The organism is Streptomyces europaeiscabiei (assembly GCF_001550375.1).
Classification (GTDB): domain Bacteria; phylum Actinomycetota; class Actinomycetes; order Streptomycetales; family Streptomycetaceae; genus Streptomyces; species Streptomyces europaeiscabiei.
This window is the reverse complement of the sequence record NZ_LRTR01000440.1, coordinates 1-15,666: the sequence shown is the minus strand read 5'-3', so window position 1 is coordinate 15,666 and position 15,666 is coordinate 1. Positions and strand designations below refer to the sequence as shown.

The 15,666-nt window shown below is 70.5% G+C and carries 13 protein-coding genes and 1 pseudogene; 4 read left to right on the top strand and 10 right to left on the bottom strand.

Annotated features, from left to right (window positions below):
• The 4 genes and pseudogenes from AWZ10_RS21410 to fabG all read left to right on the top strand — a co-directional run.
• Positions 1–263, top strand: a pseudogene (locus AWZ10_RS21410) (FAD/NAD(P)-binding protein); the annotation flags it as partial.
• Positions 260–1,858, top strand: a complete 1,599-nt coding sequence (locus AWZ10_RS21405; protein WP_060891832.1) for a class-II fumarase/aspartase family protein — start codon at positions 260–262, stop codon at positions 1,856–1,858. The pseudogene AWZ10_RS21410 and the gene AWZ10_RS21405, both read left to right, overlap by 4 nt.
• Positions 1,855–2,340, top strand: coding sequence for a hypothetical protein (locus AWZ10_RS47920; RefSeq protein ID WP_319070718.1), 486 nt, complete (start codon positions 1,855–1,857; stop codon positions 2,338–2,340). The genes AWZ10_RS21405 and AWZ10_RS47920 overlap by 4 nt, the downstream gene beginning before the upstream one ends.
• The gene (fabG, locus tag AWZ10_RS21400) at positions 2,337–3,056 is read left to right on the top strand and encodes a 3-oxoacyl-ACP reductase FabG (protein WP_060891831.1); all 720 of its coding nucleotides are present in this window, start codon (positions 2,337–2,339) and stop codon (positions 3,054–3,056) included. The genes AWZ10_RS47920 and fabG overlap by 4 nt, the downstream gene beginning before the upstream one ends.
• A gap of 76 nt (positions 3,057–3,132) precedes the next feature.
• Here the strand turns inward: fabG and pgi are convergent, their stop codons facing one another.
• The 10 genes from pgi to AWZ10_RS21350 all read right to left on the bottom strand — a co-directional run.
• A complete protein-coding gene (gene pgi, locus AWZ10_RS21395; RefSeq protein ID WP_046705428.1) occupies positions 3,133–4,788 on the bottom strand; it encodes a glucose-6-phosphate isomerase in 1,656 nt (551 codons plus the stop codon).
• 70 nt (positions 4,789–4,858) lie between these two features.
• Positions 4,859–6,121 carry an MFS transporter gene (locus AWZ10_RS21390; protein ID WP_046705427.1) on the bottom strand — a complete coding sequence of 421 codons (1,263 nt, stop codon included), beginning with the start codon at positions 6,119–6,121 and terminating at the stop codon, positions 4,859–4,861.
• Between the two features lie 164 nt (positions 6,122–6,285).
• Positions 6,286–6,621 carry an RNA polymerase-binding protein RbpA gene (locus AWZ10_RS21385; protein WP_078935388.1) on the bottom strand — a complete coding sequence of 112 codons (336 nt, stop codon included), beginning with the start codon at positions 6,619–6,621 and terminating at the stop codon, positions 6,286–6,288.
• A gap of 228 nt (positions 6,622–6,849) precedes the next feature.
• Positions 6,850–7,080, bottom strand: coding sequence for a preprotein translocase subunit SecG (secG, locus tag AWZ10_RS21380; protein ID WP_033317921.1), 231 nt, complete (start codon positions 7,078–7,080; stop codon positions 6,850–6,852).
• 131 nt (positions 7,081–7,211) lie between these two features.
• Positions 7,212–7,967: a triose-phosphate isomerase gene (tpiA, locus tag AWZ10_RS21375; RefSeq protein ID WP_078935391.1), complete on the bottom strand. Its 756-nt coding sequence runs from the start codon at positions 7,965–7,967 to the stop codon at positions 7,212–7,214.
• 39 nt (positions 7,968–8,006) lie between these two features.
• Positions 8,007–9,218, bottom strand: a complete 1,212-nt coding sequence (locus tag AWZ10_RS21370; protein WP_046705425.1) for a phosphoglycerate kinase — start codon at positions 9,216–9,218, stop codon at positions 8,007–8,009.
• 134 nt (positions 9,219–9,352) lie between these two features.
• Positions 9,353–10,363, bottom strand: coding sequence for a type I glyceraldehyde-3-phosphate dehydrogenase (gene gap, locus AWZ10_RS21365; protein ID WP_046705424.1), 1,011 nt, complete (start codon positions 10,361–10,363; stop codon positions 9,353–9,355).
• A 269-nt stretch (positions 10,364–10,632) separates the two neighbouring features.
• Entirely contained in the window at positions 10,633–13,587 is a 2,955-nt protein-coding gene (locus tag AWZ10_RS21360; RefSeq protein WP_060891830.1) for a M14 family metallopeptidase, read from the bottom strand.
• A 179-nt stretch (positions 13,588–13,766) separates the two neighbouring features.
• On the bottom strand, positions 13,767–14,756 hold the full coding sequence (gene whiA, locus AWZ10_RS21355; protein ID WP_005477942.1) for a DNA-binding protein WhiA: 990 nt from the start codon (positions 14,754–14,756) through the stop codon (positions 13,767–13,769).
• Positions 14,747–15,666: gluconeogenesis factor YvcK family protein (locus tag AWZ10_RS21350; RefSeq protein ID WP_060891829.1), on the bottom strand; the 920-nt coding region annotated here is incomplete at its 5' end. The genes whiA and AWZ10_RS21350, both read right to left, overlap by 10 nt.

The window sequence follows — 15,666 nt, the reverse complement described above, 5'->3', positions numbered from 1 at the left end:
TGGTGGACGCGGCGGGCCGGCCGCACCCGCGCCGGTTCGCCTTCGGGGTGCCGGTGGAGGGCGTGCGCTGGGTGACGGCGGTCGGTATCAGGCCCGGCGTCGGCTCGGTGACGCTGGAGGACTCGGACGCGATCGCGCGCGCGGCGCTGGGGCTCGGGCCCGCGGGGCCGCAGGGGCAGCGAGCGGAGGGGCCAGGAGCCTCAGCGCTGGAGGCCGCCGTCGCTTCGGTGGCACGTCGGACATCAGGCACAGGGAGTCGATGAGCGTGAACGCGATGTCCGTGGGCACCGACGCGGGCCTGCTCGCCCCCACCTGGGCGGGCACGCCGGTCGCGGCCGCGGTGACCGACGAGGCGTGGCTGCAGGCCATGCTGGACACCGAAGTGGCGCTGGCCCGCGCCCAGCACTCGGTCGGGCTGACCCCGGCCGGCGCGGTGGAGGCGATCGCCTCGGCGGCCCGTGTGGAACGGCTCGACCTGGTCGCCCTGGCCCATGCGGCACGGGCCGCCGCCAACCCGGTGGTCGCGCTGGTGACCGCCTTCACCGAGGTCGTCGCCGCGGAGGATCCGGCCGCCGCGGAGTATGTGCACCGGGGGTCCACCAGCCAGGACATCCTGGACTCGGCGGCGATGTTGATCAGCCGTCGGGTGCTCGACCTGATCGCGGCGGACCTGGTCCGTGTGACGGCCGCGCTCGCCTCGCTGGCCGACACACACCGTCGCACGGTTCTCGCCGGCCGCACTCTGGCCCAGCACGCGGTGCCGACGACCTTCGGGCTGAAGGCGGCGGGGTGGCTGGAGCTGGCCGTCGACGCGTCGGTGCGGGTGCGGGCTCTGGCGTCGAGACTTCCGGCCCAGTTGGGGGGAGCGGGTGGGACGTTGGCCGCGTACCGGGAGTACGCGGTGGTGGACCGTGGGGGTCCGGACATCCGCGGATCGGCGGAGGCCGACCGTGCGGTTCCCCGCGCCCCCGAAGGGGCGCGGCAGCCGGTCGGAAGTGGCAGCGGCAACCCGGGCGAGGGAGGGCTGGAACTGCTCAAACCCTTCTCCGAGGCGCTGGGCCTCGCCGAGCCCACCCTCCCCTGGCACACGGTCCGTACCCCCGTCGCCGAACTCGGGGCCGTGCTCCAGCTCGTCACCGGGGCACTCGGGAAGTTCGCGCTCGATGTGCAGACGTTGTCCCGCACGGAGATCGGTGAGCTGTCCGAGCCGGCGGGGGCCGGGCGCGGTGCCTCCTCCGCCATGCCGCAGAAGCGGAACCCGGCACTGGCCACGCTGATCGTGTCGGCCGCCCGGCAGGTCCCCGCGCACGCCCTCGTGCTGGCGCAGTGTCTGCTCGCCGAGGACGAACGGCCCGCCGGGGCGTGGCACGCCGAGTGGCAGCCGCTGCGGGAGGCGTTGCGGCTGACGGGCGGGGCCGCGCACACCGCCGTCGAGCTCACGGAGGGGCTGATCATCCACCGCGACCGCATGCGGGCCAACCTCGATCTGACCGGCGGCGCCATCGTCACCGAACGCCTCACCGTGGCCCTGGCCCCGGTGTTCGGCAAGGTCCGCGCGAAGAAGTTCCTGACCGGCGCCTCGGCCGAGGCCGCCGACACCGGCCGCCCTCTGCGGGAGGTACTGGCCGCCGCCCCGGAACTGTCCGCCCGGTTCACCCCCGACCAACTGTCGGAACTGCTCGACCCGGCGCGCTACACGGGCGTGCCCGAGGCCCTGATCGACCGGGCACTGAACAGATACGAAGCCGTGCGCGGACACGACGGCATGCGCGGACACGAAGGCGTCCGCGGACACGAAGGCAGAAGCCCGGACGAGGCCGCCGGGCCCGCTCGTGAGAACAACGGAGGAACGCTGTGACCACCGTGAGCCGGACGACCGGGAAACCGGCCGCCGCATCCACCCGCTCCCGGCCCGTCCTCCTGGTGCCGCCACAGCCCGCGGGCGCCGGCTCCGCCGTCAACAGCGTCACCCGGCAGGTCGGCGGCGCCCTCGGTGTGGCGATGGCCGGCTCGATCCTCTCCGGCGTCCACCGGGACCGGATGGCCGACGCCGAACTGCCCGGCACCACACAGGGCCTGTCACCGGCCGCCGAGGAACGGGCCCGGACCTCCGCCGAGGCCGCCCGCTCGCCCGCTCGCCGACCCACTGCACCTGCCCGAGCCGGCAGCGACGGCCGACCGCGCCTTGCTCGACGCCATGTACGCCGCCCCGCTCTCCGTCGCCGCCCTCGCCCTCATCGGTGCGCGGTGGCCGTCGTGGGCCTGCGCACCCGTGCGGCATCCGAAGGCCGCGAGCAGGCAAGACCGTCGGACGCGGCACGGGAAGGACAGACACGATGACACCGACACCGACAGCCCGTTCGGTCTTCGTCACCGGCGGGAACAGGGGCATCGGGCTCGCCGTCGCCCGCCGTTTCGTGACGGCCGGCGACCGGGTCACGGTGACCTACCGGGGCGACGAGCCCCCCGCCTCCGAGGGATTCCTCGCCGTGCGGTGCGATGTGACGGACAGCAGCCAGGTCGACCTGGCGTTCAAGGAGGCCGAGGCCACCCACGGGCCGGTCACCGTCCTGGTCGCCAACGCGGGCGCCACCCAGGACCGGCTGCTGGTGCGGATGACCGAGGCGGACTTCACCTCCGTCCTCGACACCAACCTCACCGGAGCCTTCCGCGTCGCCCAGCGCGCGATGCGCGGAATGCTCCGCACGGGCCACGGCCGTATCGTCCTGGTCTCCTCCACGGCCGCCCTGCGCGGCGCCCCCGGCCAGACCAACTACGCGGCGGCGAAGGCCGGTCTCGTCGGCTTCGCCCGCTCCCTCACCCAGGAACTCGGCCCCCGCGACATCACCTGCAACGTCGTCGCCCCCGGCCTCACCGAGACCGACATGAGCCGCGCCCTCACACCGGACCAGCGCCGCGAACTGCTGCGGACCACCCCCGCCGGACGCCCGGCCACCCCCGAGGAGGTCGCCGAGGCGGTGGCCTTCCTGGCCGACGCCGGATATGTACGCGGCGCCGTGATCCCGGTCGACGGGGGCGCCGGGCTGGGGCACTGAGGCCGGCACCGAGTCCGGGTGGGGAAGTGGACGTCGCGCGGCCGCCCGCTTCCCCACCCCCGCCCACCGCGTACGGCTACCGCCGTCCGCGCAGCGCCCGGTACTTGGCGACCAGCGCCTTCGTGGACTCGTCGAGGCCCGCCACCTCGGCGCCCTCCGTCAACGCCGGTTCCAGCCGCTTCGCGAGGACCTTGCCCAGCTCGACGCCCCACTGGTCGAAGGAGTCGATGTTCCAGACGGCACCCTGCACGAACACCTTGTGCTCGTACAGCGCGATCAGCTGGCCGAGGACCGACGGGGTCAGTTCCTTCGCCAGGATCGTGGTCGTCGGGTGGTTCCCCTTGAACGTCTTGTGCGGCACCAGCTCGTCCGGCACTCCCTCCGCCCGCACCTCGTCCGGCGTCTTGCCGAAGGCCAGCGCCTGGGTCTGGGCGAAGAAGTTGGCCATCAGGAGGTCGTGCTGGGCCTTGAGCGCGTCACCGAGCTCGGCGACCGGCTCGGCGAAACCGATGAAGTCCGCCGGGATCAGCTTCGTGCCCTGGTGGATCAACTGGTAGTACGCGTGCTGCCCGTTCGTCCCCGGTGTGCCCCACACCACCGGCCCCGTCTCCCACTCCACCGGCACCCCGTCCCGGCCCACGTACTTGCCGTTGGACTCCATGTCCAGCTGCTGCAGGTAGGCAGTGAACTTGGACAGGTAGTGGCTGTAGGGCAGCACCGCGTGCGACTGCGCGTCGTGGAAGTTGCCGTACCAGATGCCCAACAGGCCGAGGAGCAGAGGCACATTGGACTCGGCGGGCGCCGTCCGGAAGTGCTCGTCGACCAGGTGGAACCCGTCGAGCATCTCCCGGAAGCGGTCCGGACCGATCGCGATCATCAGGGACAGCCCGATCGCCGAGTCGTACGAGTACCGTCCGCCGACCCAGTCCCAGAACTCGAACATGTTGGCCGTGTCGATGCCGAAGTCCGACACCTTCCCGGCGTTCGTCGACAGCGCCACGAAGTGCTTGGCGACGGCGTCGGAGCCGGCCTTCAGCTCGGTGAGCAGCCAGTCGCGCGCGGAGGTCGCGTTGGTGATCGTCTCGATCGTGGTGAACGTCTTCGAGGCGATGATGAAGAGCGTCTCCGCCGCGTCCAGGTCCCGTACCGCCTCGTGCAGGTCGGCACCGTCCACGTTCGACACGAAACGGACGGTCAGATCGCGGTCGGTGTAGGAGCGCAACACCTCGTACGCCATGGCCGGGCCCAGGTCGGAGCCGCCGATGCCGATGTTGACGACGTTCTTGATACGCCGGCCGGTGTGACCGGTCCACTCGCCGGAGCGGATGCGCTCGGCGAAGCCGCCCATCCGGTCGAGAACGGCGTGCACACCCGGCACCACGTTCTCACCGTCCACCTCGATCACCGCGTCGCGCGGAGCGCGCAGCGCGGTGTGCAGGACGGCTCGGTCCTCGGTGGTGTTGATCTTCTCGCCGCGGAACATGGCGTCCCGCAGCCCGAACACGTCGGTCGCGGCGGCCAGCTCGCGCAGCAGCCGCAGCGTCTCGTCGGTGACCAGATGCTTGGAGTAGTCGACGTGCAGATCGCCGACCTCCAGCGTGTACCCGGCGCCACGCCCCGGGTCGGCCGCGAACAGTTCGCGCAGTTGCACCTCACCCTGCTGCTCCCGGTGCTCGGCCAGCGCGGTCCACTCGGGCGTCTGGTTGAGCCTGGTACGGCTTTCTGCGTTCATCTCGGACTTCAGCCTTCTTTCCTACCTGGTCCTGCGTACCTTGCCCCGCTGCCGGTCCCAACCTAATTGATCACGAAGGAACACGAGCTGTCGTCCCCCGGTCGTCCGGCTCAACAACAGATACGTCCGCCTTGAGCGCCGGTATCAGCGCGGCGACGGACAGGACGAAGAAGGCGGCGGCGAGGAACACCGGCGTGTTCGCTCCCCGGACCGTGGCGACCGCCCCGCCCAACAGCGCACCCAGGGGCGCCCCGGCCACCCCGACCGTCCGAAAGGCGGAGCCGACACGACCGAGCAGGTCGACGGGCACTCGCTGCTGCATGAGAGTCGTGGTGTTGACGTTCCACACCATTCCCATGGCCCCGAACACGGCGAGGCTCACCGCGAGCGCCGTCAGGCTGCGCACCGAGCCCATCACGACGAGCGCCCCGATCTGCACCCCACCGGCCAGCAGCACGGCACGCACCTGCCCGACCCGGGCCACCAGCCGACCGTTCACCGCTCCCCCGGCGAGGCCGCCCACCGTGTACGCGGTCGTCACCACCGCGAACCCGGCGTTGCCCGCGTCCAGCCAGCCGGTCACCAGCAGCACCAGCGTGGCGATGAGGGCGCCCATGCCGACGTTGCACAGCGCGGTCGCCGCGCACAGCCCGCGCAGGGCCCCGTCCCGCCACAGCGTCCGCAACCCGGCGGCGATCTCCGCGCGCAGGGTGCTGCCCGCGGGACGGGGCTCCCGTTCGGGCGGGGCGGCGCCGAGCGAGGCCACGAGGGCAGCGGCGACCAGGTAGGTCAGGGCGTCCGCCGCGAAGGGGACGGCGGCTCCTGCGGCCAGCAGCAGCGGGACGAGCGGCGCGGCCACCAGCCCGCCCGCGATCCGTTGGCCGGTCATCAGCCGGGCGTTTGCGCTGCCCAGGGCGTCCCGACCCACCAGGGCGGGCAGCAGAGCCGTGGCCGCGTTGTCGAAGAGTGTCTGGAGTGTGGTCAGGGCGAAGGCGAGGGCGATCAGCAGGGCGATCGAGGCGTGGTCGAGGGCCACGGCCACCGCGAAGCCCGCCACGAGCAGACCGCGCGCCACGTCCACCGTCCACATGGCCCGCCGCTGGTCCACCCGGTCGGCGACGGCGCCGCCGAACAACCCGAACAGGAGCCACGGCACATAACCACAGGCCGCGACCGAGGCGACGAGAAGCGGCTCGTCCGTCAACGTCACCGCGAGCAGCGGCAGCGCGGCCGTACGCAGTGCGTCCCCGAAGCTGGAGAGCACGGCCGCGCTCCACAGCCGTAAGAACGCTCCTCGGTACGCGGCCGCTGTCCCCTGCTCAGCCACCGTCACGTGTCCCCCTCACGGTTCGTCGATGCACACAAACCGTAGAGGGACCCACTGACAATCAGCCTGACCGGCGCAGACGCGAGCATCGCGACCATCGTGGGCATCGCGCGTCACACGCCACGAACACGTCCGGCCAGGCACCCTCGGTGCCCGGCCGGTGTCGACTTCTAGATTTCACCCCGCAGTTTGGCGAGCGCCTCGGCGAGGATCGCCTCGCCGTCCGCGTCGCTGCGGCGCTCCCGCACATAGGCGAGGTGCGTCTTGTAGGGCTCGGTGCGCGGTGGGTCCGGCGGGTTGTCCCGGTCCTGTCCGGCCGGGAAGCCGCAGCGCGGGCAGTCCCAGGTGTCGGGGACCTGTGCGTCGCTGGCGAAACTCGGCTGGGTCTCGTGTCGGTTGGAGCACCAGAAGGAGATGCGCAGCCGGGGTGCGGACTCGCCGCGCTCGGCTTCGCCCATCGGCCCCGCCCCGACCCGGCTTCCTCGGATCGCGTTGCCACTTGCCACGGTCGTAACTCCCTGCGTAATGGTGCGGCGAAGCGAGTCGGCGTTGCGCTTCGCTGCGAGCGCCTCAGTCTACGTAAGGCCCAACGCGCGTCCAGTGATTGGAGTTACATCCCACCCACAGACGCAAGCCCCATGATAGGCCGCGTTCGAAGTCGCGTACCCGGCATGGGGCTTTACGTGCGGATTGGTGCGTCCGTGACGCGTTGTCCCGCCGGTGTCGGCCTGACGTCAGTTGGTGACCTTCATCAGGATGCCCAGCACGACAATGCACGCGAACCACAGCAGACCGACCACGACGGTGATCCGGTCGAGGTTGCGCTCGGCGACCGAGGAGCCGCCGACGGAGGACTGCATACCGCCACCGAACATGTCGGAGAGGCCGCCGCCCTTGCCCTTGTGCATCAGCACCAGCAGCATCATCAGCAGGCTGAACACGATCAGGGCGATCGAGAACCCCATAACCACGGCTGGACCAACTTCCTCGGATCTGGATAGACGACGGGAGGGCCGGGACCGTTCGGCAAGCTCGACACTCGCCTACTGGGCCTCGGCCCCCCGCAAGAGTACGACGTTACGCCGCTAAGGCCTACTCACTGGTCGCGGAAGCGCACGATCTTGACGAACTCGTCCGCGTCCAGGGAGGCACCGCCGACGAGGGCGCCGTCGATGTCGGCCTGGGCCATGATCTCGGCGACGTTGCCGGCCTTGACCGAGCCGCCGTACTGGATGCGGATCCGGTCGGCGGTCTCCTGGGAGTACAGCTCGGCGAGCTTGCCCCGGATGGCCGCGCAGACCTCCTGGGCGTCGTCGGCGCCGCAGACCTTACCGGTGCCGATGGCCCAGACGGGCTCGTAGGCGACCACGACGGTCTCGGCGTGCTCGGCGGGCACGTCCTTGAGGCCGCCCTCGACCTGGGCGAGCGTGTGGGAGACGTGGTTGCCCGCCTCGCGGACCTCCAGCTCCTCGCCGACGCACAGGATCGGGGTGAGGCCGTACTTGTAGGCGGCCTTGACCTTCGCGTTGACGATCTCGTCGGTCTCGTCGTGGTACTGGCGGCGCTCGGAGTGGCCGATCGCCACGAACGTGCACTTGAGCTTCGCCAGCATCGGGCCGGAGATCTCACCGGTGTAGGCGCCCGAGTCGTGCGCCGAGACGTCCTGGGCGCCGTACTTGATCTTGAGCTTGTCGCCGTCGACCAGGGTCTGGACCGAGCGCAGGTCGGTGAAGGGCGGCAGGACCGCGACCTCACAGGCCTCGTAGTCCTTGTCGGCGAGGGCGAAGGCGAGCTTCTGGACGTGCGCGATGGCCTCGAGGTGGTTGAGGTTCATCTTCCAGTTGCCCGCCATCAGGGGCAGGCGGCCCTTGTCGGAAACAGTCATCGAGGGTCAGTCCTCCAGTGCGGCGAGCCCGGGGAGCGTCTTGCCCTCGAGGTATTCGAGGGAGGCGCCACCACCGGTCGAGATGTGGCCGAATGCGTTCTCGTCGAAGCCCAGGATGCGCACGGCCGCGGCGGAGTCTCCGCCGCCGACGACCGTGAAGGCCTTGGAATCGAGGAGTGCCTGGGCGACCGCCTTGGTGCCCTCGGCGAAATCGGGGTGCTCGAAGACGCCCATGGGGCCGTTCCAGAAGACGGTGGCGGCGTCGGCGATCTTCGAGGCGTACAGCGTGCCGGACTCCGGACCGATGTCCAGGCCCATCCGGTCGGCCGGCATGGCGTCCGCGGCGACCTCGGTGGGGTCGGCCGAAGCCTTGCTCCTCAGGTCCGGGAACGCGGGCGCGACGACGGCGTCGACGGGCAGGACCAGCTCGACACCGGTCCGCTCCGCGCGCTCGACGTACTCGGTGACCGCGGCGAGCTGGTCCTCCTGCAGGAGGGAGCTGCCGATCTCGTAGCCCTTGGCCTTGAGGAAGGTGTACGCCATGCCGCCGCCGATGAGGATGCGGTCGGCCTTGCCGAGGAGCTGGTCGATGACCGCGAGCTTGTCGGACACCTTGGCGCCGCCGAGCGCGACCACATAGGGGCGCTGGACGTCGTCGGTGAGCTTCTTCAGGACGCCGACCTCGGTGGCGATGAGGTACCCGGCGTAGTGCGGCAGGCGGGCCGGCAGGTCGAAGACCGAGGCGTGCTTGCGGTGCACCGCACCGAAGCCGTCGCCGACGTAGACGTCGACGAGGGCGGCCAGCCGGTCCGCGAACGCGCCGCGCTCGGCGTCGTCCTTGGACGTCTCACCGGCGTTGAAGCGGAGGTTCTCGACGACCGCGACCCGGCCGTCGGCGAGGCCCGCGACCGTGGCGGCGGCGGACTCACCCACCGTGTCCGTCGCGAACGCCACGTCGGCGCCGAGGAGTTCACCGAGGCGGGTGGCGGCCGGGGCGAGGGAGAAGGCCGGGTCCGGGGCGCCCTTGGGGCGACCCAGGTGGGAGGCGACGACGACGCGCGCGCCCGCCGCGGCCAGCGCCTTGACGGTGGGCAGCACGGCGCGGATGCGGCCGTCGTCGGTGATGGTCGTGCCGTCGAGCGGCACGTTGAGGTCGGCGCGGACGAAGACCCGCTTGCCGGCGACTGGCTCGGCGAGGAGTTCGTCGATCGTCTTCATGGAGAGGGCTCCCGAGGAGGACTTGTGGTGCTCGTGATCGTAAGAGGCCGCATGCGTACGTGAGTCAGGGCCCGGGCGGCGCGTCCCTGCGCCGCACGGGCCCTGACTTCACATGGAGGTGCCTGCTCTGTCGGTCAGAGCTGCTCGCCGACGAAGACCGTGAGGTCGACGAGGCGGTTGGAGTAGCCCCACTCGTTGTCGTACCAGCCGAGGATCTTCACCGTGTTGCCCTCCTGGACCATGGTCAGGGAGGAGTCGAAGGTGCAGGAGGCCGGGTCGCCGACGATGTCCGAGGAGACGATCTCGTCCTCGGTGTAGGTCAGGTAGCCCTTGAGGTCGCCGTCGTCGGAGGCCTTCTTGAACGCGGCGTTGACCTCGTCCTTGGTGACCTCTCGCTGCAGCGTCACGACCAGGTCGGTGGCCGAGCCGGTCGGGACCGGAACGCGCATCGCGATGCCGTCGAGCTTGCCCTTGAGCTGCGGGAGGACCAGCGCGGTGGCCTTCGCGGCACCCGTGGTGGTCGGGATGATGTTCTCGGCGGCGGCGCGGGCGCGACGCAGGTCCGAGTGCGGGAAGTCCAGGATGCGCTGGTCGTTGGTGTACGCGTGGACCGTCGTCATCAGGCCCTTGACGATGCCGAAGTTCTCGTCGAGGACCTTGGCCATCGGCGCCACACAGTTGGTGGTGCAGGAGGCGTTGGAGATGACGTGGTGGTTGGCCGCGTCGTACTTGTCCTGGTTGACGCCCATCACGATGGTGATGTCCTCGTCCTTGGCCGGAGCCGAGATGAGGACCTTCTTGGCGCCGCCGGCGAGGTGCTTCGCGGCGTCGGCCTTCTTCGTGAAGATGCCGGTGGACTCGATGACGATGTCGACGCCCAGCTCGCCCCAGGGGATGTCCGCGGGGTTGCGCTCGGAGAGGACCTTGATGGTGTGGCCGTCCACGGTGATCGTGTCGGCGGTGTGCGACACCTCGGCCTTGAGGCGGCCCAGGATGGTGTCGTACTTCAGGAGGTGTGCGGTGGTCGCGGTGTCACCCAGGTCATTGACAGCCACGATCTCGATGTCAGCACCCTGCTCCAGCAGCGCGCGGAAGTAGTTACGACCGATGCGGCCAAAGCCGTTGATGCCTACGCGGATCGTCACGAACCGATCTCCTCGTTGGTACGCCGGCTCAGTGCCGGCGAGCTGTATGGGATGTCCCCGACCGCCTACGACCCTACCTCCCCCGGGCCCGTCGAGTGACATCGAGATGCCCTATACATGCCGGTGCGGTCCGTACTCGCCAGTAGGGGTACGGACCGCCCTGGTTTTGCAAGGTGATTACCTTTTGAGCGGCCCCCCGATCATCTGATTTCAGATGTCCGGAGAGCCGCTCACGAGGCCTTCTCTCAGCCGTTCGGCGCAGTCGGCGCTCAGTTCTTCAGAGCCGCCAGCGCCTTGCCGAGCAGTGCCTTGCGGTCGGCCGCCGCGGGGACCTGCTCCAGGCCGAAGCCCAGCAGCACCGTGTCGTCCGTGGTGACCGCGCCGTAGGTCTTGAACAGTTCACCCGACAGGCCCCAGTCCTTCACGACCGCCGGACTGCCCGCGGGCGGTCCGGGGACGCTCCAGGCACCGAGCGACGTCTCGAAGCCCTCGACCGCGCCGGGCGTGCCGCCGATGACGACGGTGGCGTTGTCGGCCAGGACACCGCGACCGCCGGAGCCGGGGTCGGTGACGTAGCTGAGCGAGACCTCGACCTTCTTCCCGGCGTACGCGGACAGGTCGAACTCGACCTTCTGCCAGCCGTCCGAGGCCCCGGTGAAGCTGTTCCAGGAGCCGCTGGTGCCGGTGGGCGTGCAGCCGCCCGCGCCCAGGGTCAGGTACCGCTTCAGGGCCGGGTGGCCCTGGATGAAGTACCCGGCCTCGCACTCGGTGGGCACGGTGGCGGAGGTGGCGCCGCCGGTCTCCGGCAGCGTCGTCCAGTCGTCCGCCCCCACCGTGTGCGCCTCCAGCAGGGCGTGGTCGTAGCCCTCCTCGGTGCTCCACAGGAGCTGGGTGCGCAGGGTGGGATCGTCGGCCGCGCTCACCGAGGTGAGGTCGATGGTGCGGGTGAGGCGGTTCCAGGCGTAGTCGGTGTGGGTGGCGGCCGCCATGGACGCACCCTCGTACGGGCCGTACGGGTTGACGGTCCCGGGGTACTGGCCCGCGCCGGCGCTCTTGAACTGCGGGAACGTCTCCACGGGCAGGGCGTCCGAGGTGACGCCGAACGATCCGGCGGTGTTCAGCGGGTTACCGGGCGCGTCGCCGAGCGTTCCGGTGAAGCCGGCGAGCTTGCTCAGGCCCGCGAAGGCCTTGGCGTCGGGCAGGGAGGTACGGCTGTAGGCGCCCAGGTAGTACTGGCTGAAGTCGTTCGACAGGGTGCCGCCGCCGAGGTCGACGGAGCCGCCTGCGCTCTCGCCCGCCTCGATCAGCTTGCCGCCCTCGTTGAGGTAGGCGCGCAGTTCGAGCTGGGTGGCGACGCCCGGACGGACGGCGCCCGTGTAGTGCACGACCTGCTTGAAGTGCTCCAGTACGCCGAGCGCGTCGGGTGCGCCCTGGGTCGCGACGTCCCAGACGAGCGCCTTCTTGCCGTTGGCCTTCAGCGCGTCGACGTAGGTCTGCGTCTGGGTCGCGGTCGCGCCCTCCTCGGCGACGACGAGCGTGTCGGCCTTGGGGCGTTCGGCGACCGTGTAGGTGAAGCGCTCGCTCTTCGTGGGCTTGCCGCTCTTCGTCTCGCCGGTGAACCAGACCTCGACCTTGTCGCCGGGCTCACCCTCGCGCACCTTGGCCCGGTACTCGTCGAACCAGAGGTTGTCCTCACCGCCGAACGTCTCGCCGCCCTTCCAGGACTTGAGCCTCTCCTCGTAGGTACGGCCGCGGCCGTTGATCCGGTACTTCAGCTCCTTGTCGTCCACGGACTTGCGGGCGACGACGGAGATCTCCTGCTTCTTGCCGCGCGAGTACGACGTGGTGAAGGAGGCCGGGGTGAAGTCGGGGGCGTCGATGCCGACCGAGGACTTCGGCCGGTCGGGCGTGGCGGCGGACTCGGCGACGGAGAGCGCGAACGGGATGTTCTTCGCGAACTCCTGCTGGATCAGCTTCTCGTCGTCCGGGAACGTGAAGACGGAGGCGCAGTCCTCGGGCTTCCAGGCGTCGTCCGGGGCGATGCTCGACGCGGTCTGGCAGGTCGACATCTCGGGGGTGAACATCGCCGTGCCGTTGACGTTGGCCGCGTGGCCGTCCGCCTCACCGTTGGTGGTGTACAGCTCGGAGGAGAGCTGGGGGTGGTAGCCGGGGACCGCGGGGTTCTCCGGGGTACCGGCCAGCGCCTCGTAGAGCACGTCGTCCGGGGTGGGGCTGGCCACCTGCCAGCCGACCCCGTAGAGGATGAGTTCGGCGGCCGAGTGGTAGTTGATGCCGTACTCGAAGCCGATGCGCTTCTCGAAGGCGTCCAGAGCCTTCGTCTCGGGCTCCGAGCCCGGGCCGCCGCCGCGGTAGGTCTCGCTGGTGGGGAACGGGGACGAGCCCTCGTTGTCGTAGCCCCACTTGTAGGCGAAGTTGCGGTTGAGGTCGACGCCGTCGCCGACGGTGATGGCGTTGTCGCCGTTGATGTCCCGCACGTTCTTGCGCCACTGGCGGTTGGCGGCGTCGCGGTGGGTGAAGTCGTAGCCGTCCGGGTTGGCGGAGATCACGAACCACAGCTCGGTGGTGTCGACGATCTTCTTGATCCGCTTGTCCGTCTTGTAGTTGTCCAGGTAGTGGTGCATCAGGCGCCGGGTCATCTCCGGCGTGATCCACTCGCGCGCGTGCTGGTTGGACATGTACAGCACGGAGGGCTTGGCGCCGTCCTTGGTCTTCTTCGCGTCCTTGGTCAGCTTGACCGCGAGGATGTCCTGGCCCTGGAGGGACTTGCCGAGGGAGACCACCTTGGTCAGGGACGGGTTCTCCTGGCCCGTCCGGAGGATCTCCTCCTTGATGTTGCCCGCGCCGCTGTACGGGCGGTAGACCCCGTCGCCGGCGGCGGCCACCCGCGCCTCGGCCTTGCTGGTGAGCCGGTGCTCCTTGAGCTTGACGCCCTGCCCTTCGAGGGCATCCGCCTGCTTGTCGGTGAGGTAGACCTCGACCGACGCGGTGCCCTTCTCCGGCGCCTGCTCGCTGAGTTCGTGACCGTCCTGCCCGGCCGCGAGCAGCAGTGGGATCTGCTTCTTCGTCACCTCGGCGCGGAAGACCTTGACTTCCTCCGCCTCGGAGCCGTCGTTCTCGGCAGCCTGGGCCAGCGGTGCGAGTCCCGCACCACCACCCAGCAGGAGCGCGCCGGCGGCGAGGATCGATCTGGCTCTTCGTCTCATGAGCCCCCCTTGCGATGGTTCACCCCAGTAGCGAACAGACGCCAGGCTCATGTCAGATCTGCGCCAAGTCAAGGAGGCCTCACAGGCCAATCACGGAATTCACGCAGAAAGCAGAAAGCCGGTGCCGACGCCCTCAAGTGGGCGTCGGCACCGGCGGGTTGAGCTTTTCTGACGTCCTGTCATCCCACCAGGTTTTCGGCCATCTCCTCGGTGATGCTGGCTTCGGTCCCCGGGATGCCGAGGTCCGACGCACGCTTGTCGGCCATGGCCAGCAGACGGCGGATCCGGCCAGCGACGGCGTCCTTGGTGAGCGGTGGGTCGGCGAGCGCGCCCAGCTCCTCCAGGGAGGCCTGCTTGTGCTCCATGCGCAGCCGCCCGGCGGCCGCGAGGTGCTCGGGTACGTCGTCGGCGAGGATCTCCAAAGCGCGGCCCACACGGGCGCCGGCGGCGACGGCGGCGCGGGCCGAGCGGCGCAGGTTGGCGTCGTCGAAGTTGGCGAGCCGGTTCGCCGTGGCCCGGACCTCGCGGCGCATCCGCCGCTCCTCCCATGCCAGGACGGACTCATGGGCGCCGAGGCGGGTCAGGAGCGCGCCGATCGCGTCCCCGTCCCGTACGACCACCCGGTCCACGCCCCGCACCTCGCGGGCCTTCGCCGCGATCGACAGCCGACGGGCCGCGCCGACCAGCGCGAGAGCCGCCTCCGGGCCCGGGCAGGTCACCTCCAGGGAGGACGAGCGGCCGGGCTCGGTGAGCGAGCCGTGGGCCAGGAACGCGCCCCGCCAGGCCGCCTCGGCATCACAGGTGGCCCCCGAGACGACCTGCGGGGGCAGGCCCCGGATGGGGCGGCCGCGGCCGTCCACCAGGCCGGTCTGGCGGGCCAGCTGGTCACCGCCGGCGACCACCCGGACGACGTAACGGGAACCGCGGCGCAGTCCGCCGGGGGCCATCACGATCAGTTCGGAGCTGTGGCCGAAGATCTCCAGGATGTCCCGCTTGAGTCTGCGGGCCGCCATCGCGGTGTCCAGCTCCGCCTCGATCACGATGCGTCCGCTCACCAGGTGCAGCCCGCCCGCGAACCGCAGGATCGCCGAGACCTCCGCCTTTCTGCAGCAGGTCCGGGTGACGGGTAGCCGGGAGATCTCGTCCTTCACCGCTGCCGTCATCGCCATGGGCCGATCCTTCCATGCATCCGAAAAATACGGTCGTACGCGGCGGCCAACAGCTCCGGGTCGTGCCGCGGAGATCCATCGGTCCGGGCCACCGGCGCCAGCTCGACCGCGGCACCGAACCGTTTGGCGGCGTCGGCCAGGGAATCGCGGTCGGGCACGGCGGCCTCGTCGGCCAGCACCACGTCCAGGGCGAGTTTAGGGGCGTGTCGGGCCAAAACCTCCAAATGACGCTGCGGGGAGAAGCCATCGGTTTCTCCCGGCTGCGGAGCGAGGTTCAGCGACAGCACGAGTCGGGCCTTGGTCTCGGTGAGCGCGTCGAGCAGTTCGGGCACGAGCAGGTGCGGGATCACCGAGGAGAACCAGGAGCCGGGACCGAGGACCACCCAGTCGGCGTCACGCACCGCCGCCACGGCCTCGGGCACGGCGGGCGGGTCGTGCGGCACGACGTGCACGGACTGGACCTCGCCGGGGGTGAGCGCGACCGTCGCCTGCCCCCGGACGGTGTCGACGTCGTCCGGGCGCGCCGGATCGTGTCCCTTGACCAGGGCCTGGAGCTCCAGCGGTACGGCCGACATCGGCAGCACCCGGCCCTGGGCGCCCAAAAGCCTGCCGACCAGGTCGAGGGCCTGGACGTGGTCGCCGAGCTGTTCCCACAGGGCGACGATCAGCAGATTGCCGACCGCGTGTTCGTGCAGGTCGCCCTGGGACTGGAAGCGGTGCTGGATGACACGGGCCCAGGTCTGGCCCCAGTCGTCGTCGCCGCACAGCGCGGCCAGCGCCTTGCGCAGGTCGCCGGGCGGCAGGACGCCCAGCTCGTCCCGGAGGCGTCCGCTGGAGCCGCCGTCGTCGGCCACGGTGACGACGGCGGTGAGGTCGCCGGTGATCCGGCGCAGCGCGGCGAGCGAGGCGG

Coding starts and splice junctions, on each gene's coding strand:
- AWZ10_RS21360 (WP_060891830.1), bottom strand. CDS start 13,587: ATGAGACGAAGAGCCAGATCGATCCTCGCCGCCGGCGCGCTCCTGCTG.
- AWZ10_RS21370 (WP_046705425.1), bottom strand. CDS start 9,218: ATGAAGACGATCGACGAACTCCTCGCCGAGCCAGTCGCCGGCAAGCGG.
- tpiA (WP_078935391.1), bottom strand. CDS start 7,967: ATGGCGGGCAACTGGAAGATGAACCTCAACCACCTCGAGGCCATCGCG.
- fabG (WP_060891831.1), top strand. CDS start 2,337: ATGACACCGACACCGACAGCCCGTTCGGTCTTCGTCACCGGCGGGAAC.
- whiA (WP_005477942.1), bottom strand. CDS start 14,756: ATGGCGATGACGGCAGCGGTGAAGGACGAGATCTCCCGGCTACCCGTC.
- pgi (WP_046705428.1), bottom strand. CDS start 4,788: ATGAACGCAGAAAGCCGTACCAGGCTCAACCAGACGCCCGAGTGGACC.
- AWZ10_RS21405 (WP_060891832.1), top strand. CDS start 260: ATGAGCGTGAACGCGATGTCCGTGGGCACCGACGCGGGCCTGCTCGCC.
- secG (WP_033317921.1), bottom strand. CDS start 7,080: ATGGGGTTCTCGATCGCCCTGATCGTGTTCAGCCTGCTGATGATGCTG.